Raw genomic sequence first — 1,321 nt, forward strand, 5'->3', positions numbered from 1 at the left:
CNNNGCCCCGCCGGTCCCACCCGCCGCCGCCGCGCTCATCGCGGGCGTGCTCGTCCGCCGACCACCCGCCGCCTAAACCAAGCCAGGGAACCACCGTGGTCTACGAGGCCACCGCACCACCGCGCACCCGCCGTTGCCCGCCGCTGTCCCCGGCGTCTGCGGGGGCCGATGAGGTAGCGGGGGGTCCGCTACCAGGTAGCGGCTGCGCGTACCTTCCCGGCCCGCCCGCACCGGCCGTGAGCTGGGCTTTCGATGGAAGTAGCGGGTAGCGGGCGCCCAGGACGGGCGCCGCGAAACGGGCCTGCGGCAGGGATGGCCCCCCGCTGCCTGCGCTACCGCTACTTCCTTCCAGGACTGCCCGACAGCCCAGCGGGTCCCGACGGCCGGGATCAGCACGGACCCGCGCTGCACCGGCCAGCATTCCGCTGTTGTAGCCGTTTGCCTTCGTTTTCCTGTGTTTACAGGAACTCTCGGGGTGATCGAATCGTTGTATTAGGTGTAGGGCCCGTTTTGCCCTGCCCCGCTCCACCCTCCGGCCGACCGGCCCATCCGGCCCGGCCGGATGTTCGTGTTGGAGGCTGTTTGCGCCGTTCGCCCGCATCCGCTCCCNCCNCCCCGCCGCCCACCGCCAGCGGGCCGCCCGCGTTACCCGAACCGGCCGAGCCCACCCCGCCAGACCACGACCAACCCGAGAACCCCGAGGATGCGCACGCACACGCCACGTCCCACGGCGATGACGCCGAAGCGTTGGCACGCTGGCTGACCGAGACCCTCGCCGAGGCCCCACCCGTCCCGAAAGCGGCCACCACTCTCATCGCGGGCGTACTTGTCCGACGGCCACCCCCACCCCGCCTCCCAGGTAGGAAGCGCCGCCGTCCACGTACCAGCGCATAGATAGCAAGACGGCCACCCCCGGGTTGCATGTGCAATCCGGGGGTGGTACCGATCGTATCGGCGTAGATTCGGGCGTCTCACCAGCATCTTTAGGTAGCCGGGCCCGGCCTTTGGTCCGTACCCGAGTTGCACACGTCGCGCGGCTCGGACGCAGTGCGCCGGCCACCGCACTGCCAGAGCCTCGTCGACGAGGCGGAACAGCACCGGCGCGTGGCGCGGCAGCGCGGCGGTCACCGCTCGGGCGACCTTCTCGAGCGGACGGGCATGACCCCACAGCAACGCCCGCAGGAACGTCCCGACGCGTCGGCAGGGACGGCGCATCCGTCCCGACGACGCGCTACCGCCCCGTCCGAGCGGGCTACGCTGGCACCATGACAACCGCGCCGCATGTGGCCGATGTGCACCGGATGGTGGATCGGCTTGCGCC

The sequence above is a fragment of the Frankia sp. CeD genome, from assembly GCF_000732115.1.
Classification (GTDB): Bacteria; Actinomycetota; Actinomycetes; order Frankiales; family Frankiaceae; genus Frankia; species Frankia casuarinae.